Origin of the sequence: Algoriphagus sp. AGSA1 (assembly GCF_021390545.1) — a bacterium.
Lineage (GTDB): Bacteria > Bacteroidota > Bacteroidia > Cytophagales > Cyclobacteriaceae > Algoriphagus.
This window is the reverse complement of record NZ_JAJUWR010000017.1, coordinates 60,672-82,513: the sequence shown is the minus strand read 5'-3', so window position 1 is coordinate 82,513 and position 21,842 is coordinate 60,672. Positions and strand designations below refer to the sequence as shown.

The 21,842-nt window shown below is 43.6% G+C and carries 19 protein-coding genes; 3 read left to right on the top strand and 16 right to left on the bottom strand.

All coding sequences use genetic code 11. The features are described from left to right. Nucleotides 1-321: 321 nt before the first annotated feature. From LZF95_RS14910 to LZF95_RS14865, 10 genes are all read right to left on the bottom strand, one after another. Nucleotides 322-1,731 (bottom strand): O-antigen ligase domain-containing protein, encoded by a 1,410-nt coding sequence (locus LZF95_RS14910; RefSeq protein WP_233755895.1) that lies wholly within the window; start codon nt 1,729-1,731, stop codon nt 322-324. Further along, the gene (locus tag LZF95_RS14905; protein ID WP_233755894.1) at nt 1,722-2,657 is read right to left on the bottom strand and encodes a glycosyltransferase family 2 protein; all 936 of its coding nucleotides are present in this window, start codon (nt 2,655-2,657) and stop codon (nt 1,722-1,724) included. The genes LZF95_RS14910 and LZF95_RS14905 overlap by 10 nt, the downstream gene beginning before the upstream one ends. After that, entirely contained in the window at nt 2,641-3,930 is a 1,290-nt protein-coding gene (locus LZF95_RS14900; RefSeq protein ID WP_233755893.1) for an oligosaccharide flippase family protein, read from the bottom strand. The genes LZF95_RS14905 and LZF95_RS14900 overlap by 17 nt, the downstream gene beginning before the upstream one ends. Nucleotides 3,931-3,943: 13 nt before the next feature. Continuing rightward, nucleotides 3,944-5,014 carry an exopolysaccharide biosynthesis protein gene (locus LZF95_RS14895; RefSeq protein ID WP_233755892.1) on the bottom strand — a complete coding sequence of 357 codons (1,071 nt, stop codon included), beginning with the start codon at nt 5,012-5,014 and terminating at the stop codon, nt 3,944-3,946. Further along, entirely contained in the window at nt 5,014-7,593 is a 2,580-nt protein-coding gene (locus LZF95_RS14890) for an SLBB domain-containing protein (protein WP_233755891.1), read from the bottom strand. The genes LZF95_RS14895 and LZF95_RS14890 overlap by 1 nt, the downstream gene beginning before the upstream one ends. A 565-nt stretch (nt 7,594-8,158) precedes the next feature. After that, nucleotides 8,159-9,163 (bottom strand): radical SAM/SPASM domain-containing protein, encoded by a 1,005-nt coding sequence (locus LZF95_RS14885; RefSeq protein WP_233755890.1) that lies wholly within the window; start codon nt 9,161-9,163, stop codon nt 8,159-8,161. 45 nt (nt 9,164-9,208) lie between these two features. Further along, nucleotides 9,209-10,249, bottom strand: a complete 1,041-nt coding sequence (locus LZF95_RS14880) for an adenylate/guanylate cyclase domain-containing protein (protein WP_233755889.1) — start codon at nt 10,247-10,249, stop codon at nt 9,209-9,211. 11 nt (nt 10,250-10,260) lie between these two features. Then, the gene (locus tag LZF95_RS14875) at nt 10,261-10,647 is read right to left on the bottom strand and encodes a response regulator (protein WP_233755888.1); all 387 of its coding nucleotides are present in this window, start codon (nt 10,645-10,647) and stop codon (nt 10,261-10,263) included. A 54-nt stretch (nt 10,648-10,701) separates the two neighbouring features. Beyond that, nucleotides 10,702-10,914, bottom strand: coding sequence for a hypothetical protein (locus tag LZF95_RS14870; RefSeq protein WP_233755887.1), 213 nt, complete (start codon nt 10,912-10,914; stop codon nt 10,702-10,704). A gap of 82 nt (nt 10,915-10,996) precedes the next feature. Then, a complete protein-coding gene (locus tag LZF95_RS14865) occupies nt 10,997-12,379 on the bottom strand; it encodes a sensor histidine kinase (RefSeq protein ID WP_233755886.1) in 1,383 nt (460 codons plus the stop codon). A gap of 343 nt (nt 12,380-12,722) precedes the next feature. On the opposite strand from LZF95_RS14865, the gene LZF95_RS14860 reads away from it, so the two are divergent. Together LZF95_RS14860 and LZF95_RS14855 are read left to right on the top strand one after the other, a co-directional pair. Continuing rightward, a complete protein-coding gene (locus LZF95_RS14860) occupies nt 12,723-14,051 on the top strand; it encodes a glycoside hydrolase family 28 protein (RefSeq protein ID WP_233755885.1) in 1,329 nt (442 codons plus the stop codon). A 59-nt stretch (nt 14,052-14,110) separates the two neighbouring features. After that, complete coding sequence (locus LZF95_RS14855; RefSeq protein WP_233755884.1) at nt 14,111-14,479, top strand: DMT family protein; 369 nt, start codon at nt 14,111-14,113, stop codon at nt 14,477-14,479. Nucleotides 14,480-14,483: 4 nt separating this feature from the next. Here the strand turns inward: LZF95_RS14855 and LZF95_RS14850 are convergent, their stop codons facing one another. Further along, nucleotides 14,484-15,527, bottom strand: coding sequence for a putative zinc-binding metallopeptidase (locus tag LZF95_RS14850; RefSeq protein ID WP_233755883.1), 1,044 nt, complete (start codon nt 15,525-15,527; stop codon nt 14,484-14,486). Nucleotides 15,528-15,799: 272 nt separating this feature from the next. Between LZF95_RS14850 and LZF95_RS14845 the strand changes: the two genes are divergently transcribed. Beyond that, nucleotides 15,800-16,255, top strand: coding sequence for a DUF1905 domain-containing protein (locus LZF95_RS14845; RefSeq protein ID WP_233755882.1), 456 nt, complete (start codon nt 15,800-15,802; stop codon nt 16,253-16,255). Here LZF95_RS14845 and LZF95_RS14840 read toward each other — a convergent pair whose 3' ends face one another. The 5 genes from LZF95_RS14840 to LZF95_RS14820 are packed head-to-tail and all read right to left on the bottom strand — an operon-like array spanning nt 16,256 to nt 21,827. Next, a complete protein-coding gene (locus tag LZF95_RS14840) occupies nt 16,256-18,658 on the bottom strand; it encodes a TonB-dependent receptor (protein WP_233755881.1) in 2,403 nt (800 codons plus the stop codon). Between the two features lie 33 nt (nt 18,659-18,691). Next, entirely contained in the window at nt 18,692-19,399 is a 708-nt protein-coding gene (locus tag LZF95_RS14835; RefSeq protein ID WP_233755880.1) for a fatty acid desaturase, read from the bottom strand. A gap of 23 nt (nt 19,400-19,422) precedes the next feature. Then, nucleotides 19,423-20,268, bottom strand: coding sequence for a 4-hydroxy-3-methylbut-2-enyl diphosphate reductase (locus LZF95_RS14830; protein WP_233755879.1), 846 nt, complete (start codon nt 20,266-20,268; stop codon nt 19,423-19,425). Between the two features lie 12 nt (nt 20,269-20,280). After that, nucleotides 20,281-20,982, bottom strand: coding sequence for a lycopene cyclase domain-containing protein (locus LZF95_RS14825; protein WP_233755878.1), 702 nt, complete (start codon nt 20,980-20,982; stop codon nt 20,281-20,283). A 2-nt stretch (nt 20,983-20,984) separates the two neighbouring features. Continuing rightward, nucleotides 20,985-21,827: a phytoene/squalene synthase family protein gene (locus tag LZF95_RS14820; RefSeq protein ID WP_233755877.1), complete on the bottom strand. Its 843-nt coding sequence runs from the start codon at nt 21,825-21,827 to the stop codon at nt 20,985-20,987. Between the last annotated feature and the right edge of the window lie 15 nt (nt 21,828-21,842).

Here is a 21,842-nt window from a genome sequence, read left to right as displayed (position 1 = left end):
TAAAAAGTATTTTCTTGACACCCTAATATGGAAGTTTAGTACTCAGGTTCATTCATTCCCCATCTGTTTCCTTACACACAATCCACTGATTTACCTGAAGCGCATTCTGGACGAGTCGGTTAAGTTTTTTTCTTAAGGGCATTTTATAGCCGATTAATCTGCCAAATTTCTCTCCTAAACTATTCGTATAGTTATTGGGTTGGCAAATACCAGTTTATGTCTTACTCTGTACTCTGGATATATGCGGTCCGCTTCGCACTGTATCTATGGTGTATCCTTTTAAGCTTGTACTATCGCACAGTGGACATTTGTTATATAAAATCATCTAGCTATCTCTTGTGTATGTTTTTGTACTTTGATTCTGGAATACTCGTTTATACTTATCCCTACCATCCACCAGGAAACCCAGGACACATAGGTGTAGATCTCTACATTTGCGGTAAAGAGTGGGAGCAATAGGCCTGCCTTCACCGTACCGGCCACAAAGGCCATTCTGGCTAAATTCAGCTTATCGGAATTATTAAAAACATAAATGGAATTTCTGATTCCCGTGACCAGAGTACCTATGTACAACACCATCCCGATCCAGCCCAGCTGCACCCCGTAGATCAAAAACTGATTTTCTCCCCCTACTCGCAGCTCATCCGACACGCTTCCAAAATTCCCACTCATCGCCAGTCCGATTCCCAGGGGATATGTCAGCATGGAATCCAGTGCCAGCCCCCATTCTATTACATGCCCTAGGCTGGAGGTATTCGCAAAGGTAAGTGTATCCACTACAAAGTAATAAAAATCCTCGGGAGCGAGGAACAACACATAGAGCACAAACAGGAGCACGGCCAAGAATCCAAAGGAGATCAGTTTATAGAGTTTGAAAACCAGGGCAATAAAAAATACCATCAGGAAGAAAGCGGCGAATGAGGCTCTGGAGGAAGCAAATATCAGGCTGCCAATACAGCAGAGCATTACTGGCAGATAGTTCCATTTTCTGCCCTTGTCAGTTGTCAAAAACCAGATCAATCCTGCGGCAAAGCCCATCAATACCGAACTTGCCAGCTCCAGTGGATCCGCGAAAAAACTCCCCAGACGTTTCATCGCATTGGTGGTCTCGAAGGTCCAGGTCAGATTGTAATGACCCACCGGATCGATATCGTTTATGGCCATATTGAACAGGGCATAGCCAGTAAACTGCTGCAGATGTGCATGGAGTATAAAGTGCTCCACAAGGTTCACCAGAAACGCAGCTATGGCGATGAAGAAAATGATCCGGAATATCCGCTTCAGCTCCAGGTCTCCAAAGTCAGTATTTCTGCCCAGCATATAAACCAGACTTGGAATCAGGATGCTTTTGAAGTATAACACCTTATTGATAAAGCTGGCCTGTCCTATGGGGAGGATCAAGAAAAGTACCGCCAGACCTATAAAAGCCAGCATAAACCAGTCAGTGGACTGCAATCTGAAGGGATAATTGAAGATATTCCTGTGGTACAAAACAAATACTATTCCTGCGATAATCACAGTGGCTTCCTTGCTTATCTGAAACAAACTGACCAAAAGAGGAGAGCGGGTGGCCAGGTAAACCACACTGAGTGAGGTAATGTAAAATGGGAGAAATGCGGCGAGGAAGAAGATAAAGTATTCCCATTTTCCATGAAATACCATCTGCTGAACTGTCCAGAAGAAGCCGGCAGCCACCGCAAAGGCGATCATCATGAAAAATATCAACTCCATATTTCGGTATTTTGTAGCGTTGAGGTCCAGCCGTCACGAATGCCACGAGCTACCGCTCTGAGCTTTTGGAATCTACCCCTCAGTCCAAAATACGCCATCCACAAGATAAAACGGGATAGATGATAAGCGGCGGCAAAGAGGATTTGAATGCCGAGGGACTTTGCCCTTACCAGATAAAATTGGTTCCGCACATGGTAATAAAATACGGAGGCACTCAGTGTTCCTTCGGAATGCTTCTTCTTGGAAGATGCGCCAGCCTCATGGTAGATCACTGCATCAGAGGCTAATTCAATTTCATAACCCTTTTTCCTAAAACGGAGGGACCATTCCACATCTTCAAAATAGGCAAAATAGTTTTCATTGAGCAACCCGGTATCCACAAGCGCATTTCTTCTGATCAGCATGCAGCATCCTGTAGCCCAATCTAAACCCCTGTCCCGGACTTTAAAATCCCCGATATACTTTCTATCCCCGAGTGTGATAGACCTGCACCACCACTGCTGCCACTTTCCTCCCGCACTCCAGATTTTTTTGCGGTCATGAAGGAAGATAATCAAGGGCTGTACCACTCCTACGTTGGGGTTTTTACGGAATTTTTGCAGCATAATTCCGAGAAAATCAGGTTCTACTACCGTATCGTTGTTCAGTAGCATCACATGGGGATACCCTGCTGCCAAGGCTGTTTTAATACCCACATTATTTCCTCCGGCAAAGCCCAAGTTCTTAGTGTTCTCTACCAGCTCTATTTCAGGAAATTCAGCCTTTAGTTTTTTTCCTTCTTGGTCTTTTGACGCATTATCAACCAGAATAACCTGAAATTTCTGGAAATCTACTTTGCGTAAGGATCTCAGGCAGTCTGCGGTAAACGCATACCCATTCCAATTGACCAGAATGATTGCGACAGAGGGATCAGGAGTAGAAGGCATGGAAAAGATAGGGATTTCGCTTGTACAAAAGAAGCATACAAATGATGTAGGCTACTATTTCTGTGGATAAAATACCGTAACAGAGTCCCGCGCCTCCATAAAAATAGGTCAAAATAGATGCGGCGATGATCATGTATAGGCACATCATCCAGCTTGCCTTGAAGAGGATCTGCTTCAAATCCGCTACCAGCATCATGGTGATGTTAGGGATGTTGAGACAGGAAAGAAATAAAAGGGGAGACAAAAGTTGGAGGTAAGTGACCGATTCTCCTAACTCCGTTCTGGATAGCACACGGATAATCCAAGGGGCGGCGAGATAAGTCAGAGCTGCGATAATTGCCCCACAAATAAGAACCCGTATATATACCACTTTCAAAAACCGATGGAAAGACTGTTCGTCTTTCTTATAAAGTTTGGAGGCATTTGGGAATATCGCCTGAACGATTAAAGAGGGGAATAGCCGTAAAACCATCACCACCCGCTCAGCCAGGCTGTACATGCCTAAGGTCTCTGCGGCCGCATGAAAACTAAGAAGGATTAAGCCCCCATTAATTGACACATGACTCGCAAGATTGCTGAAAAAGAATAAGACGTTCTCCTTCATGCTTGTCCATATTGTTGTAAACTGGGGTCTATAGAATTTTATCTCCAGGAAGTTCTGTATATATATCAGCAAAAATAGATTAACCGCCAATCCCGAAAACCCCATCATAAAATTGACCCACTTACTCATCTCTGGACTATGGATAAACAATACGATGCCCATCAGAAAAAGCAGTTTGGAAAAGATATTGGCAATGCTGATGAGCTTCATTTTCTCCATTCCCTGGAAAAACCAGAGCGGTAAAGTCGCCTCCGAGAAAAATAGCAATACAGAGTACATCAGAATCATTTGATATTCCTTAAAAAGGTCGAGCCCGAAGATTCCGACCATAATCAGAAAAGTAGCGAAGATGGCAAGCAAGATTTTTGCGGAAAATACATTGGATACTACATGCGATAGTTCCTCTTTATTTTGCTGGTTGATAGCTACCTCCCGTGGCGCGCTCAGATTATAGCCAAATCCCACCATGATATTAAGCAGTACAATGACCGAAAGGGACAGATTGACCAGTCCAAATTGATCCACACCTATTCCTTGAATCAGCAGGGGCATGGATATAATCGTTATCAGCACATTGGAGGACTGGATAATCGCAAGAAAAATAAAATTCTGTAAGGATTTATTCTTGATGATTTCGCTGATGGGAATAAGGCCCAGTTTTTCTAGCATACCGGCTTATGGTTTAGCTTTCCTGCGCATGCAGATGGTATATTCGTCTGAAATACAAACAGATCACAGTGAGCAACCCTAGAATCACGCCACCAAAGAACATCCCTTTGACCAGGCGGATCTCGTTTCGCTCCAGCGGGAGTCTTGGTGAGTCGATGATCTGGATCAGAGGGGAATTGTTTCTGTGGTTGACCTTGGCGATTTCCAGGTTTTTGACCACTTCCTCATATACCGCTCCTGTGGCCTGCACATCTATCTGACGCTTTCGAGTATCTATGGTAGCAGAAGATAGCAGGGGGTTTGCATTGGGCACACGATCTGTAGCTGAGGCAAAGGCACCTATGCTTTCATCCAGTATTTTGCGTACGCTGTCAGCCTGGGACTGAAGTATGGCGAGATTTTCTCCTGTCTTTTTGGTTTTGGTCTCCCGGTAGAACTCATTCACATTTTCTACCAGGATTTCATTGAAAGCTTTTGCATAAGCCTCGTCTTTGGAATGTACAGATACCTGGATTATCGTCAGTTTCCGATCGGGTTTGGCCACGGAGAGCTGGTTCTCGCGGATCAGTTTGGCGACCTCCTTCACCACCGAATCCTGGGACACGGTGAAATTTTCCCGTGGGATAGAAAAATCCATGTCTTCTATAGTTACTTTAGACGCCCACCTTTTGTCTATTTTTTCGAAAGAGATAAAGCGGTCTATCAGCAGCTGGTTTTCATCAAAAGGACTTAGTAAGGCTTCACTCAGCATGCGGTCCGAGCGGTAAAGCTCCATGATATTGTCTCCTTGGAATAGCCCGCTCGTGCCACCCATGGCTCCCAGATTCACGCCTACCAGAGAAGCCAGTCCTGACATCTGTCCCATTCCTCCGGAATCACCATCTTCCAATACAAAAGAAGTGGAGGCGATGAACACCGGTTTCTTGAAAATGGAGACCAGTGCCCCTAGTGCCATCCCCAATATCCCGGCCAGCAGCAAAACCTTCCATTTGGAGGTGAAATAAGCCATCCAGCCGGAGAAGTTCTGTATGACTTCCCTGATCGTAAACTGATTGTCAGTAAAATGCTTAGATGATCCAGCCATTATTGCCAGTTGATTTGTGATATGACTAGTCCAAGTGTAGCCAATCCTGTTGTTATTCCCACAATCTCTCCTAGCCTAAGCGGGACTTTTGGTCCTTTGGTAGGCACTATCACTTCTGCCCCGGGTTCTACAGGCGGGTAATTTTTGATGCCCAAAAACCCTTTGGTGCGTTTCACTGCTCCATTGGCATAGACTACGTAGGTTTGTTTTCTGTTTGCCCGACGTTGGAATCCTCCGGAAGCATTGATGTAGTGTTTCAGGCTTCTTCCGGACTCATGACGAAGGGTAGTGGGATACACCACATCTCCACGCATCCGTACGGTCTGGAGTAGTTTGGGAACAGACAGGATATCTCCTTCCTCCAATAGCAGATCATTCTCCGAGCCGGGATTTTTGAGGATTTCTTCGAGATTGATGGCCACTGCCTCTGTTTCTTTAAGCTTGACCGCAAATCCAGGGGTCTCTGAGGCGATCTGGTCCAACGACTCTTTTTTGTTTTCTGCCAGCTGGTTTTCAGCAGGAGAAAGCGCGGTAGGTGAATCTGTAAGCAACCTTCTAAGCAGTTCTGCCTGGGCTTCAGAGTTGCTGGGATCCTCGGCGAGTTTCATCTGCAGGCCTTCAAGGTTTCGCTGGCGGCGTAGCTGCTCAGATTCCGTATTGAAAAATTCAGTCCTGCGGATAAGTGTAGCGCCTTTTGCATAGGCGAATTGGTTGAGTCCTCCGGCACGCCGGATCAAGTCAGAGATCCGTTCACCGCTGCTTTGGATAGCAAATATTCCAGGGGAATTTACCTGACCTTCTACTGCGGTGAGCTTTTGCATGGTGAAGCTGGCTCTTTTTCTGACAATGACCTGATCAAAAGGAATCAGTGAAGGAGAGCTTGGATTATATCCCAAGTCTGGATTTACCTGAGTTGGGATGATATCGGCAAGAGTCCCCAGGTCAGAATCTTCCAATCTTCTGGCGATTTCTATATCCTGGGAATTTGCCGATTCCTGGAATCCGCCAGCCATCATGATCAGATCCTCCACCTTCATCTCTGTGGAATATGGATAGACTCCGGGTCTCTTCACTTCCCCCAGGATCTGCACATATTGTTCATTGTTGATGTCATAAATACTCGCTATTCGTACCACATCTTCACGCTGAAGCGGGATGTCCGGGGCAGTGCCATCGAGGATACCGCGTAAATTTACCTGGATCATTTCCGTGCTGAGATCATCTCTGGTGCGTAAGATACTAGCTTGGATAGTATAGGCATCCCCGCGAAGTCCTTCAGCGTTTTTCACCAGTTTGGAGAGGGTAAGCCCTTCATCCAAGGCAAAGGTACCTTCCCGGAATACCGCTCCTTTGATCTGAACGCGGTTGGAATACCTGTCCAGAATACGTTGGACTGTGATCTCATCGCCTCCTTTGAGGAGGAACATGTCAAATTGATTTTGATAGACGTCCGAGACAGACCGTTGGTTTCCGGTGATTCTGGATATTGCCACCCGGTCTTTGAAGGCTTCGTCGGTAAATCCCCCGGCATAGCGTAGTAAATCTGAAAAATTGTCTTCTTCCAGTACTTCAAATGTCATCGGGCGTTTCACCTCCCCCTTCACTTTTACATGGGACACAAAGGGCGGGACCAGAATCACGTCCTGATCCTGGAGTTTCAAGTCTAATTGCGCGGTACCATTGATCAATAAATCATATACGTCTATTTCTGCGACTTGCTTGTTGTCCCGTACCAGTTTGATCTTGCGCATGGAGCCATTTTCACTGGGGCCACCTGCGGCATACAGCGCATTGAACACGGAAGAGAAGGCACTTAGGGTAAAAGTGCCAGGTAGCCGGACTTCTCCCAGAATATTCACTTTAATGGAGCCTACATTACCTAATGTTACCTGAAGAAAGGTATTGGGATTGCTTCCAAGCAGTCCGGTGTAATACTTACCTATCCTGTTTTTCAATATGCCTGTTGCTTCCTCGATCGTTTTGCCTGCTACGTTAACGGGCCCGATGTTGTCCAGCAATACAAAACCGTCGGGATTGACAGTCGCTTCATAGTATTGCTCTGACTGTCCGTAGATATCCACGTAAATCAGGTCTCCTGAGCCAAGAATATAACTTTTAGGAGTAGCCTGGTTCAGGCTGGGCTCAAAACTCAGTCGCCTGTTTGCTTGATAAAAAAGAGAAGAACCAAATATTTCATTCTGGTCAGGTATTCCAGAAGCGAAAAAAGCCGGCTGAAAGGTACCGCTTGAAATCTCTTTCTGATCCAACTGTTCCCTTGGATCCCGCTTTGATAATTTAGTGTTCCTACCAGTACGGGAATCTTCCTCATTGATTCTTTTGCGCATTTTTGCCACCTCTTCGGCAGGCATTCCCTGTACCTCCAGTGCTTTGATAAATTCCGTCTTGGTCAGTCCTGCTGAATAGGCTCTATCCAACAAGTCCTGTACTTCCTTGTCGGAAAGCTCATCTACTTTAATGGTGCTGGCATCGTTGATTTCTTGTGCTATAGACTGCGGGATACTGAGTGTCAAGCAGGCTATAAAGACAAAAAAGTACCAGAATCGATTTGTGTCATTCATATGGAAAAGGGAGTCCCGGGTGATTCAAGAACAAATATGGAGATTAAAAATCCATGAATTTCTTAATCTTACCAAATATAGTTCCAAAAACCTATTGATGCTCGACCATAAGTCAGGTAGAATACATGGTAAAAATGGGATTGACAGGAGTTATTTGGCCACAGAGACCACAAAGAATTATGTAAAGGGCGAAGTAGCATTTAGGAGTATAAAGAATTCATTGTCAACTATGGGTTCCAGCTATTCAAAGATGTATGAGGTGGCTAAATTCGGAAAACATCTACCGATGGGTATTGGCCTCCAGCTAAAGCAGGAGGGAATTGATGACGTACAAAGTATATCTCGTTTATTCAAAGGACTTGTACAGGGAGACAATACAGTCTTCAGACGGCTATGCATTTTACATTCCGATATATGCTTCCACTATGAATAATCTGACATTGAGTTTTAAGCAGAGGTTATTGACAAAGGCTGCGATCGTTGAAAGGCAGTCTGAAGACTGCAATAATTTGGGTCCAAGTCATGAGACTTGAACCAAAAAGATCTTAAAAAATCGCTCTTGTTTTCACTCCGTACAATTCCTGCAGATTTCAATTTGTTCTCTATCGCTAAGCAGTTGCTTTCTAAAAGCCTGATAGGGAAGAGATGACCAGATGGATGCCAGCGACTGGTTTTTTAATTCGCCCATGACGTGCTCCGCATCCTTGTCAAAGCAGCAGGGGACGATTTTTCCGTCCCAGGTAGAAACTGCCCCCTGCCACATTCTCCAGCACCTGTTTTCCATTTTCTTTTTAAGCCCCCACCTGCCATTCCCCACAGGAACATACCGGGAGTAGCCCAGATCAGAAGGTATCAGCTCGGAGCCGTTCTCGAAGTTGTAGATCTGTGTGCTTTTCAACTGCAATTCATCTACCCCTATTTCCTGAGCCCAGGTTTTCAGGCTGTGGAGTTGATGTTCATTTTGACCTGTGACGAGGAACTGTAAGATTACCCGAGGGAAATATTGACGTTTTTTATGCCTCTCGGTCAGGAGCAGTTTCATACCTTCTTGCACCTTTGCCAAGTTTCCGCCAATACGGTATTGTTCATAGATCTCCTGGGAAATCCCATCCATGGATATGATGAGTTGCTTGAGGCCACTTTGTAGGACTTCGGCAACTTGCGCTTCCTGCAAGTAATGCCCGTTGGTAGAAGTGGATGTAAAAATATTCTTGGAATCCGCATACCTCACCATGTCCAAAAAACGTGGGTTGAGGAAAGGTTCTCCTTGAAAATATAGATGAAGCCAAGTGAGATGATCTTTTACCTGATCTATGGTGCTCTTGTACAGCCGCTCTTGAAGCATGCCAGTGGGTCGGGTAAAAGCCCGTAATCCGGAAGGGCATTCGGGACAGCGCAAGTTGCAGCTGGTGGTAGGCTCTATGGAAAGAGTGGCAGGCTTGCCCCATAGTATAGGCTTGCCCAGAATCCTGGAAAACTGAAATGAGGCAGCTAAAAGCGCATAGTTGATTATTTTCTGAAAAGTCAGAAGACGGATGAATGCTGCTGCCGTGACCAGTTTGTTTTTCACGAGGTCAAGTAAAGGATAGTTCGGGGAAGAAGCAATTTGGCAGAATTATTTCACTACTTCCAAAACCGATACTGGCCGGGCTTTATTTTTCAAGGCAATCTCTCCCATGTTTTGGAAGGTAAATATATCTTGGATTCCTTGGATACATTTTTCCAATATCAATATCTGGCCTGGAGCGGCAATACTTTGAAGCCTGGATGCCACGTTTACGGCATCACCAATCACGGTATAATCCAGCCTTTTTAGTGAATGTGAACCTATGTTCCCGGATACCATCTCTCCGGAATTCACCCCGATAGAGACTTTAGGACTGAAGTTGGATTTTTCGGAAAACTTAGGTAGAGCATTCATTTTGTCGCGAATAGCTATACAGGCTCGCAGGGCTCTTTCCACCTGGTCAGACCCCTTGAAAACAGCCATTACTGCATCCCCAATGAATTTGTCCACGGCTCCTTTTTGCTCGATGATCTCACGTACCATTAGGTCAAAATATTCATTGAGTAAGGTCACGACTACATTTGGCTCTTCATTTTCAGAGACTTTAGTAAACCCGCTGAGATCCACAAATGCCACAGTTGCTTCGACTGTTTCATTTTCCATGAGAGAGGTTTCGGATTCCTTTCCCACCATGAAATTCAGTACAGTCTCGTCCACATACATTTTCAGGATATTGTTTTCCCGCACGGCGGATATGGTGGATTTGATCTGATTGATATGCTGAAGGGTCTTTTCTATGGTGATTTCCAGATCCTGAAAATCAACCGGCTTGGTGATGAAGTCAAAAGCTCCTCTGTTCATTGCCGTGCGTATATTTCCCAGATCTCCATAAGCAGATATAATCACGGACTTTAGCAGGGGGTGTTGTTCTTTCACCTTTGTGAGCAGTGTCAGCCCGTCCATTTCCGGCATATTGATATCGCTCAGGATCATGTCTATATCGGGCTGCTCCAGCAGTACCTCTAAGGCTTCACGTCCATTGAGGGCAAACACAAAATTGTACTCCCCAGTTTTGATCTTACGCCTGAATTTCTGGGTAATAAGTACTTCTAAATCTGCCTCATCATCTACAACAAGTATCTTATGCATAGTGGTATGATCTACTGCTGGTTGATTATCTCTCCGATTTCTTTTTTGAGTGAATCAAAATCTATGGGCTTGGTGAAAAATTCCTTCGCTCCGGAATCCATGGCTTTTTTAAAGTTTTCCGAATCTCCATAGGCAGAAATCATACTTACATTTATTGTCGGGAACTGCTTTTTTATTTTTCCCAATAGCTCCAGTCCGGTCATACCTGGCATATTGATGTCCGAAAAGACATAAACTACTTCCGGAGGGTTTTCGCTGCCTAATAATTCGAGCGCCTCATCCCCTGAGAAGGCAAACGCAAGCTCCAATCGGCCGCTTCGGACTTCTTTTCTGAATTTCTGACGGAAAAGTAACTCCACGTCTCGCTCATCATCTACTATCAATATTTTAGTCTTCATGTTGCTGGATTGGGTGGTGGTGTGATCTCAAATCTGATAAATTCCATACTTAGCTCAGAAAAGTTGTTGATGAAGTTGATGTTTTTTTATTTCATGGGCTATACCGGCAGATAATTGCCCCAGACTTGCCAATTTCTCCTGCAAAAGTAACTGTTCCTGAAGTTGACGGAAATCTGTAAGCTTCTTTTCTGGTTCAGCAGTCCTGACACTGAGCTGGCGATGTAGTCCATTGTTTTGTTCTATCCACTTGTCTTGTACCTTATCCATGTTATAGGGCATTTACCTGTATTCGTATTATACACTCAGAATTTCGAAAAGGACATTCTAGATTAGAATATCCTGTATTTTATCAGTTTGGAAGAAAAATCACGAATTCTGTCCAGGATTCTTCTGCTTTTTCGGATGGGGCCTGTTGACTTTCTACCTTTAATTCACCACCGTGTACTTTCACTATATCATAGCTTAGTGACAGTCCCAGACCTGTACCCAGTCCTGTAGGTTTGGTGGTGAAAAATGGCTGGAATATTTTTTCTTTGACCGCATCTGGCATGCCTGTGCCATTGTCTCTTACCCGGATTTCTATTCCGTTTTTGTTTTTTATGGTTTTCAGCCAAACTGTGGGTTTGTATTTTTCGGATAGTTCGCGATCCCCAAGCCGTTCCACCTGCTTTTTCTTTTCCGATACTGCATAAAAGGCATTGTTCACCAAGTTGAGGATAACTCTGCCGATTTCCTGTGAAACCACATTGATGACACCCACTGATTCATCATATTCTGTCAGCATTGTCGCATTGAAGGACTTATCTTTTGCCCTTAAACCATGGTAGGAGAGCCGCAGGTACTCATCTGCCAGTTCATTGATATCAGTGGGTTCTTTTACCCCTGAGCTACTGCGGCTATGTTGCAGCATTCCCTTCACTATCGCATCAGCACGTTTTCCATGATGTATTATTTTGGCCTCATTACCTTCTATGTCACTTACTATCATTTTGATTTCTTCCAGGTCTCCCTTTTCCAATTCGGCTTTTAGGTCTTCGAGCAGCTCTTTGTTCAACTCGGAAAAATTAGTGACAAAATTGAGGGGATTCTGTATTTCATGGGCTATTCCTGCTGTGAGTTCGCCCAGAGAGGCCATTTTTTCAGATTGTATAAGCTGGGATTGGGTGGATTTCAGTTCATGGAGTGTAAGCTCCAATGCTTCCTTCTGAGCAGTGATCTCAGCGGTCCGCTCTGCTACCTGTATTTCTAATGCTTCCTTTAATTTCTGGGATTGCTTATATTGAAGTTCTTGTTGGGCGGCTTTTATCCGCTCCATTTCCAGTGCTTTTCGTTGTTTTCGATTGATTATAAACTGTGCCACGAGCCATATCCACGCAAATATCGCAGCCGTGCCAAATAATTTCTCCCAAGTATCATAAAATCCAGGGGCAACTAGCTCAGTAAAGTCCTCCAGGATATTTATCACTACTATCGGGAAAAATGCATATACATAGGGTTTCAAAGGTGAGAACACATCTCTATGATAAGCGGCATAGATCAGGTATAGATTGATGGCATGTGCGAGCCATCTCAAAATCGGTTCAGCACTGGAGAACGAAATCTGAATTACCAGAAAACACCATGCGGCTATAAATCCCTTGAGAAAAATCCCCTTCCACTCAGGGTAGTGCGTTTTAGTTTGTTCGTGAGTTTGAAGAAATCTAAACGCAATGATCAATAGTATGTAATCCATAGATGCAGGTTGAAGTAAAAAAGGCTAAGCTTATGGCAAAATAACAATAATTTCAGTTTCGATGGCAATATGCATTCTGTCTCCCAAAGATTGGACCCAATACCATGAAAATTTAGTGATTTTAGGTTAGTGGAGAATGTCTTTTAGCAAGGGCATGCTGAAAAAATGCCCGAAATAGATCGCACACTGTCATTTTAAATGATTAACCCATTTTTCATGCGTAGGGCTTTTCAGCAAGTCTTCCTATGGACAGGATAGTACCTGATGCCTATTTGTTTTTCTTTCCCTAGCTTGTAAGCTGGCAAAAATATTGAAAAAACCTATTTACCTAATTCAATTTTAGATGCGCATACTGATTTTGGCATGTTTTTATGCCCTGTTACTCTTTCAGACAGCTTTTTCCCAACAAGAACAGGAAGAATTTTGGCCTGATGGATCGCTTATTTCTCCCTGGTTCCAGGATGATTCAAAAATCCAGCTGGAAGATCTGGGAAAGCACTATTTGCTCACTGATTTTGGCGTGACGAATGACAGTACTTTGCTTCAGACTGAGCAAATCCAAGCTGTGATAGACCAGGCCTCAGCAAATGGTGGAGGAGCAGTGATTGTCCCAAAGGGTACTTTCCTGAGCGGGGCGTTGTTTTTTAAGCCTCAAACCCACCTCCACCTGGAGCGGGGGGCAGTACTGAAGGGATCAGATGACATCGAGGATTATCCTTTGATACCATCTCGCATGGAAGGGCAAAATCTGGATTATTACGCCGCCCTTGTAAATGCCTATGGGGTCGATGGGTTTACGATTTCAGGATCTGGCACTATAGATGGAAATGGGTTGAAGTTTTGGGAGGCGTTTTGGCAGCGGAGAAAAGAGGATCCAAACTGTACCAATCTGGAGGTATCTAGACCACGTTTAGTGTTTATCTGGAAAAGCAATGACGTGCAGGTGCAGGATGTTAATCTGATCAATGCGGGATTTTGGAGCAGTCATTATTATCAATGTAGAAATATCAAGATCCTGGATGTTAGGATCACTTCACCGCACGAGCCCGTGAAGGCTCCGAGTACTGATGCCATTGATCTGGACGTGGCGTCCAATGTGCTGATCAAGGGATGCTATCTGGCGGTGAATGACGATGCAATTGCGCTGAAGGGAGGAAAAGGTCCTTGGGCGGACGAAGACCCTAATAATGGGGAAAACACCAATATTCTGATAGAAGACAGTGAGTTTGGATTTTGCCATTCAGCGTTGACCAATGGCAGCGAATCCATCCACAATAAAAATGTGATCATGAGGAATGTAAAGGTTCAGGACGGGGTGCGATTGCTTTGGCTGAAAATGCGGCCGGATACGCCTCAGCATTATGAATATATCAGGGTGGAAAATATTACGGGTCAAGCGAGAAGTTTTATTTATGTGAAACCTTGGACTCAGTTTTTTGACCTCAAAGGCAAGGAGGAAGCTCCGATTTCGTATTCAGACCATATCACGATGAAAAATATAGACCTGGACTGTGAGATTTTCTTTGATGTAGCGATTACAGAACATGACCGTTTAGCTGACTTTAGCTTTCAAAACCTCAACATCCGTACTACTAAAGCAGATTTTAACCATGAGTTTGTTCAAGGTTTTGAGGTGCAAAATGTGGTTGTAAATGGTAAAAAACTTGATTGATCCCGAATACAAATCAATAATAAATTGCTGAGATTTGCGCAGTTCTAAACTCCCCGCAAATGAAAGCTATTCTAACCATTGCTCTTCTGGTTCTTTCAAACTCTTTTATGACCTTAGCCTGGTATGGGCATCTGAAGTTTGCCGAATGGAAATGGTTCGGCAAGCTTGGGTTGGTTTCGGTTATTTTGATAAGCTGGGGGATTGCCTTGTTCGAATACTGTTTCCAGGTTCCGGCAAATAAAATAGGCTTTTCAGGAAATGGGGGGCCATTTTCGCTGGTTCAATTGAAAGTCATACAAGAGGTTATTACTTTGGTCGTTTTTATGATTTTCTCACTCCTAGCTTTCAAAACAGAGACCTTCAGAATAAACCATCTTCTTGGAGCGGTTTTTTTGATTTTGGCCGTTTATTTTTTCTTTAAGAAATAGGCTGTTATAAACTGAATATGAGCTGATGAATAAATTCCATTTTCTTCACCACGGCCCCACTTACCACAAAGGGATAAGCATCCGGCACCCCCATGCTTCTATTGAGGCTATTGATGGCAAATGAGATAGGTGCCCAACTCTTATATATTTTACTGAAATCCTCTTCAGTGTATGGGTCGAATTTGAAATCACCTTGAACGGACTTTTCTTTTATTTGAGGCTTTACTGAGAGTCCATAATAATAGGCAGTCTCGGCCATATCCATAATATGCAGGTAATGGGCCCAAGTCTCCGCCCAATCCTCCCAAGCATGGGAACATGCATATTGGCTGATGAAGTTCTGCTGCCAATTAACCGGGGCACCTGTTTGATAGTAGGTGTTCAATGCTTCGCCATAATCTCTTCTGTCATCTCCGAACAGATTTCTGAATCCACTAAGTATGTGACCGTTGGTCGCTATCAGTCTATCCCAATAGTAATGCCCAACCTCATGACGGAAATGCCCAATAAGGGTACGGTATGGCTCAGACATTTGCTTTCGCATCTTCTCCCTATGTACAGAATCAGCTTCTGAGAGCAAAATCGTAATCACCCCATTTGCATGGCCTGTCATGATTTTCTGGTTTCCTTGTCGTGAAATAAAATCGAAGTGAAGGCCTGTTTTTGCATCATCATCCTTGGATGGTGTTGTTAACCCCAATCGCCCGAGCTGATAGATCAATCGGTGCTTTGCAATTTCCAGTTTTTGCCATTTCTTGAAGTTGTCCTGATCCGAAAGATCTGGAATAGTGTGGTTTAGCTTACATGCCTTGCAAAAAAGGCTTTCATCTTCTACTGGGATGAGCCAATTGCAAACACCGAATTCATGATTTTGACAAAACTTATATTTAGAATCGGTTCGGTCTGAAACCAATTCATTCTGATTAGGATCAAAGGTGAGAAGGGTATTAAGCTTGTCCGAATAGCCTGCCAGATGCCCGCATTTCTCGCAACTTTGATTTTCAAAATACAGTGGATGCCCACAGTTTCCGCATTCAAAAATTTTCATAAATAAGAAATTAGATTATCCTTGATAAGGTAAGCATATGAAGATCATGCTAAGTGAATGCCATACAAAATCTTTTTATGGTTTAGCTTGAAGCCTTATCATGTAAGTTTCAAGATTGGACCTGCTGATTTTTGAAATCCATAGCTTATTGTCGGTTTCAGACAAACTAGCAACTGCAGTTATGGTGGAAGTTTGGTAACCTGGGTTTTCAACCGATTTTTTTCTTTGTATTATATTGTGATGGAGTAGCCCATTTCTGAATTGTAATTTTTATGCAGTTATTAGTAGAAGGAGAGTATTTGCTGGATCGCATGCAGGGCAAGGGCGGATGGACATATGTCAAATTTGACAAGGGAATATTCTCTGCTTTCAAAGCGTTTGGAATGATGAAAGTTTCTGGAAGTATAGATGATTTCACGTTTGAGGGAAAGCATCTCATGCCGATGGGAAATGGCTGTGTATTTCTCCCTGTAGCCAAAGCAATACGGTCCAAAATCAAGAAAGAAGAAGGGGATATTGTGTTCGTCAGGCTTTTCAGAAAGGATGTTCCTTACCAAGCACCTACAGAACTGATTGAATGTCTTAAAGATGACCCTGGCAAATGGGAGCTTTTTCAATTGCTGTCTGAGGCAGATCAACGATATTGGGTAGAGTATATCTATAGCAGTGAGCAGATGGATGAACAAACGATTAGGATAATCAAACTTCTAGATGCTCTTATTCCCTGATTAAAAATCCACTATTATTCCCAGGGTAGGTAGAATAGTACCGGCCGGATTTGTTAGATATTTGAGTTGGTAGCGGTTTGGGTCGTTTGGATCCACCATAATATTCCCGGAGTCATCTCGAATGGGTACAAGTAAGGGGGGCTGCTCTGCCTGATAGTTATATGCGTTCTGTATATCAACATACCAGTTTAGGCTCCATTTAGGAAAGTAGTACTTTTTATCCAGCCTGATATCCAGCTGATGAAAACCCTTCAGTCTGACGGCATTGATCTGGGTATAATCAAGAATTGGCTGGTTTCTGAGATCCCAGGTGCTGATCTGGCTAGACTCGTCATAATCGTACGGAGTGTAGGGTGTTCCGCCTAGATATCTCCATCGAGCACCCATTTCCCAGTTGTTGCTAAAGCGCTTGCCTGCCGTCAAACTTACGATGAGGCGGTTGTCCCAGGAAGAAGGGATAAAGCCCTGCGTGTTAGGATTGGAAAATTCACTTCGTACCAAAGTCAGTGCTGCAATTCCATAAAAATCATTGAACAGACGCTGTTGCGCAAGCATCTCCAAGCCGTATGCTCTTCCTTGAGAGTTGCTTTCCACCGGTTCATTGCCTATGACCCCGAAATCTGCACCCAAATTGGCCAAGGATATGCCATTGCGGACTGAAGAAGGATAATTGCTGTACTTCTTGTAAAAAACCTCAGCAGTGAAGCGTCTGTTTTTGTCAGGAACCAACCATTCGATCCCGGTGATCAGTTGTGAATTTCGGATATATCTTACATCATTTTGCTGATTGATCAGCTCTCCGTCATTCCCCTGATAGCCGAGCACTGTGTACGATGGTTTTTGATAATAGATCCCCGCATTGGCAGTGACGAAGAGATTAGGCTTGAGCTGGTAGGAAAACGACACCCTTGGGCTGGTCTGGTTTAATGGGTTTTTTGCGGTTTTGGCGAAGTCTCCTCCATCCATCCGGATTCCTCCTGAGATCAACAGCCGCTCCTTGTATAAATTTTTGCTGGCAGAAAGAAACGCCCCATAGAGATTGAAATTGGTGGTCGATTCCACATTGATTACCTCACCGCTGCCAGCGAGTGTAGATCTGTCGAAATTTTTAATGTAGTACCTGGAATACTCATAATTTACTCCATACTTTACTGTGAATCCGTCTTTAAAAATGCTGTTCTCTGCACGGATTTTATTCTCAGATTCCTGAGAGAGGTAATTAAAGAGCAAATTGTCCGGTGAGCTTTTATCGTTGCCGGTATATTTTTCTGAATAATTATTCAGCATGTTTCTACTGAGGACGAAAGTCCAAAAGCCATTTTCCCGGAAACGCTTCAATTTCACGCCGGTAGTATAATTCCACTGATTTTGAACTGGTAGCACACCCAGAAGGTATAGTCTATTTTCCAGGTCTTGTTCAGATTCTCCGTCAGGGATGTTTTGGTTCAGTACAAACTTATCTATGGCGCCGACGCCCAAGAAAGTCAGTTCCGTTTTATCGTCAAGTTTTGTGGTGGTCTTTAGCTGAAAATCGTTGAAAGTGGGTAAAAATGGCAGATCCAAAAGTTTGAACAGTCCTTGAAGATATGACCTTCTAGCCGAAAGCAAGTAGGTTGTTTTTTCTCCGAGAGGCCCTTCGTTTGAGAGTGTGAGCTCTGAAGCACCTACCGTGAGTTGGGTAGCCATCTTGTCCCTACGCCCCTCTTTAAGTTGAAACTCGAAGAATGAGCTCATGGCATCCATTCTGTTTGCGGGAAACCCTCCTGCGATCAGATCCACATTTTTGATCAAATTCACATTCAATATACCTACAGGTCCACCCGATGAGCCTTGTGTGGCGAAGTGGTTGATTACAGGCACTTCGATTTCATCGATAAAGAACTTATTCTCATTTGGCGCCCCGCCTCGGATCAAAATATCATTTCTGAAACTTGGGGTGCTTGCTACTCCTGGGAGGGCTTGAATTACCTTCGAGATATCTCTGTTTCCTCCGGGATAGCGTTCTATTTCGTTCGAATTGAGTTTTCTTACTGACAGGGGAGTCTCTTCAGAGCGGGAAAACTCAGAACTCACCACTACCTCCGAAAGCTCCGAAGCCTCTTCCTGTAGCTCAAAATCCAATTGGACAGAGCGGGATAAAGTGACCTGGATTTCAAATGCCGTTTTCGGTTTGAAACCCACGAAACTTGCCTTGACGTTATATAATCCCGCAGGAATACCGGTGATTTCGTAGTAGCCATTTTCGTCAGAAATTGCCCCTAATTCAGTGTTCAATACGATGACATTGGCAAAAGCCACCGCTTGGTTATTAATAGGGTTGGTTACTTTTCCCCGGATGATACCTTGTGAAAAAACTGTAAGTGTATTAGATAAAATAAAGAAAAGTAGTAGAGTTGTCCTCATTATTCTCGATGATAGGTGCCAAATAGTTTAATCTTATTTTGGGTTTTGAAGCTCTTTAACACGCCAAAGTCTCCACCAAGGTGTGCCAGGAGAATCGTGATGTTCGTAGTGATAGCCAAAGAAATAACAGGTGATAAAAGCCCAAAAGTGATTTTTTGCCTGGGTTGTCGAACGATGTATATTATCAATCTCTCCTTTGTGAGGCAGATAGGTGCCAAAATAAAAAAGTTGAAATGTGGATAACACGGCTGGAATCATCCAGAAAACGATTAGGTTTTCCATAGGAAGATAAAGCTTCAAAATATTGAAGGTGACGGCCATGAGTATAATCTGCCAAACTGTGACGTACTGCTTGATAAAGCTATAATACCAGGCAAGAAAATGACCAGATTCATGATAATCAGGATCTTGGTCGGTAGCTACAAATCTGTGGTGCTCATGGTGTTTTGGGAACAGTCTGCTATAGAAATTAAAAGAGAAAAGTAGTGCGGATATCCATCCGAAAGCCTTATTTACTTTCTTGTGCGAGGAAACCAACCCATGCATGGCATCATGTGCCGTGATAAAAAGGCCTGTGTATAGATGCATTTGAATCACCACTCCCATATAAATCAAAGGATCGGCCCAGGATATGGAGTAATTCAGCAGAAATATTAAGCTTAAAAGCCATAGGCCAATAATTCCTAAAGCGATAAGAACTCCCTTTGGATCTATAGTAGAATGGATGATCTCTCGCTTCATATCGGAAAGTTGGGAATGTTTTTTTATAAAGACAGGATTTTTTCCCTCACCTGCTCCATCAGCCACATAGGGGTAGATGTGGCTCCACAGATACCTACACGATCATTTTCCTTAAACCACTCAGCATCAATCTGATCCCGGTTGGAGACAAAATACGTGTTTGGATTGGTTGATTTGCAGACATTATAGAGCACTTTACCATTGGATGATTTGGTGCCGCTCACAAAAACTATTTTGTCAAATCTCCCGGAAAAATCCCTTAGCTCTTTGTCACGGTTGGAGACCTGTCTGCAGATGGTGTCATTCGTATTTACTTGAATGTCTGCATTTTTGAGGAAATCATTGATCTCATAGAACTTGTCGGTGCTCTTGGTCGTCTGGCTATACAGTGCGATGTTTTTGGGAATGGTCTCCATGTCCAGTTCAGAAATATCCTGAAATACCACCGCCTCATTATTGGTCTGACCTAATAGTCCGATTACTTCGGCATGGGCATGCTTTCCGTAAATGTAAATGGAGTCACCCTTATCGAAGGAATTCTTGATTCTATGTTGCAGCTTGAGAACCACAGGGCAACTTGCGTCGATCAGCGTTAGGTTGTTTTTGATGGCAAGCTCATAGGTAGATGGTGGTTCACCATGGGCACGAATCAAGATTTTTTCATTATGGAGATTCTTCAATACATCATGGTCAATAATCTTCAGCCCTTTGTTTTTCAGGCGCTTTACCTCTTCGTCATTATGCACTATATCACCCAGACAATACAGGTTCCCTGTTTCGTCGAGGATTTCTTCTGCCATCTCGATAGCATAGACTACACCAAAGCAGAAGCCAGAATGCACATCAATTTGAACGTGAAGATTCTTCATACCTTAATAACCCTAAGATCTTTGAAATGTTTTCCTATTTCTCAAATATTCAAACAGCGATACGTTTACAAGCAACAAAGTCATGGAATAAACCGTGTCTTCGATCGGGACAGTCCAGATTCGAATGCCAAGATTTTCCGAATTATTATAAATCACAACCGGTTCAGGAGTTAGCCCGCCGGTTAAAATACCGTTGCAAATGATAAAGGGGACGAGATGGACCAGGTAGGCAAATATAAATCTGCCCATGTATTTGTCCCTGAAGAGTAGCCAGTGGATTCCCAAAGCCACAGCGCCAACAGTGAAATTGACGGAAGTGTATGTTTTGTCAAGATTAAAAAAAGCCAAGATCAGTAGGAAAGGTATAAGTATGAAAACAAATGGTGTTGCCACAGGCTGAAAAATGTCTTTTGGGGAAAAATAAATCAACACTTCATAAATAAAAACGCAGGCAAAGGGTACGGTGAAGAAGAAAAGCCATTCTTCCAAAGGCATTTGAAAAAGGTATATTCCAAGTAAATACCGAGGATTGAATTCCCAGACCCCTGTCACTGTAAACCAATGATCCCAGATTAGAAAGAAGATTGCCGTGATTAGGAGAGCAGGAAACAAGGCGTGCCATTTGCTGGCAAACCTGATTTTTGGCTCAAAAGAACGAAGGAGAGGAAAGGAAAGTGTGAAGAGGTTTACCACTAAATAGAGATAGTTGTCCATAGTCAACTCAGGCCCAGTTTGCTTCCGAAGTAGGTTCCTATAAGCAATGAAAACTTCTGGGAGTTAGGAATCCGAATCCGCTCATGGGTGATAGTGGTCGCTGAAAGTCCCTTGATCTTATCGAACAGTTTTTGATAATATAGGTAGGCAACTTTGACACCTAGTTTTGCGCCGTCCGGTAACTGGGATATGCCAAGAAGTGCTTCATCAAAATCCTTTTGGATGTTCTCTTCGATTTGCCCTTTTGCAAATTTATCGAACATCTCGAACGAAACCCCAGGAAAATAAACCCTCCCTCTCTCCTCAAAATCACTCTTGATATCACGTAGGAAGTTTACTTTCTGAAATGCGGATCCCAGCATTTGGGCAGGTCGTTTCAGGCGGTTATACATGGTGATATCTCCCTCTACAAATACCTTCAGGCACATCAGACCTACTACTTCAGCCGATCCATAAATATATTCTTGATATCTACTGTCATTGTACTTACTGAAATCCAGATCCATTGCCATGCTTTTAAAAAAAGCCTCAATCAAATCCAGGTCAATATCATATTTATTCACCATCAGCTGAAATCCGTGAAGAACGGGATTCAGTGAAAGGCCAGACTCTATTGATCGGTATGTTTCATGACGGAATTCAGCCAGTAATTTGGCTTTGTCATGAGCATGAAACGTATCCACTATCTCATCTGCAAAGCGGACAAATCCATATATAGCGTAGATCGGCGCATGGAATTTCTTGTCCAGGGTCTGGATTCCAAGCGTAAAACTGGTGCTGTATCGCTGAGTCACCAGCTTCCCGCACTCCAGACTGGTTTGGTCAAATAGCTCCTTTGCATCCATAATTCCTAAAGTTAC